The 631-nt window shown below is 56.1% G+C and carries 1 protein-coding gene and 1 pseudogene; one reads left to right on the top strand and one right to left on the bottom strand.

The window, feature by feature from the left end; all coding sequences use genetic code 11:
• A partial coding sequence (locus PH547_RS33810) for a transposase (protein WP_285170491.1) occupies positions 1 to 218 on the bottom strand: 218 nt, incomplete at its 3' end.
• Between the two features lie 232 nt (positions 219 to 450).
• On the opposite strand from PH547_RS33810, the pseudogene PH547_RS33805 reads away from it, so the two are divergent.
• A pseudogene (locus PH547_RS33805) lies at positions 451 to 631 on the top strand (ISNCY family transposase); the annotation flags it as partial.

Here is a 631-nt window from a genome sequence, read left to right as displayed (position 1 = left end):
TGACCGACGAAATGCAGTAACGACTGATGCTTGGACGAAACCCTCGCCGGTGCCGTTACCGCTGCCAGAGGCTCGACACTCTTGCGCTCCACCGGCAGCATGAGGCCAAGGCAGTAATCCTTCAGCGGCTCTGCCCGATCGGCATGGCCGATCACATCGACAAGCCTCTCGACATAATCCGCAAAGTCTGATTCACTTCTTCCGCTCAGGCCATTCATCTCAGCTTGCTCCTGCTGACCACGAATCGCCACGCTAGCACATCATCGCAAACCGCGAATCTCCCGTTTTTTGTGACTCAGTAAGATTAGCTAGTTTCCGTCCACGAACATCAAGTTATTGATATTATTAAGTGAATCTGAATTTTGCGCAAGCAAGGCCCGGCGGTTTCAGGTATACTTTGGGCTCATGCCACTGATTCCGAAGCACAATCTGCAACCGCCGGAGCCGACAATGCGCCAGGAACGCACCGTCCAAGCCAGTATATTCGATCTTTTCGCCACGCACGAGATCGGCCACGAACTGAAGTCGATGTCGCAGTGGCTGGACGAGCACCACGATCTGTTTGGCTTGGTGGGGCGGGATCTGGGTCGGCACGGCGTCAAGGCCACCGGACGGCAAGGGCTGCCGGCCG

The sequence above is a fragment of the Rhizobium cerradonense genome (assembly GCF_030182455.1).
Classification (GTDB): domain Bacteria; phylum Pseudomonadota; class Alphaproteobacteria; order Rhizobiales; family Rhizobiaceae; genus Rhizobium.
Note: the sequence above shows the minus strand (reverse complement) of the source record. Positions and strands in the feature narration are given on the sequence as shown.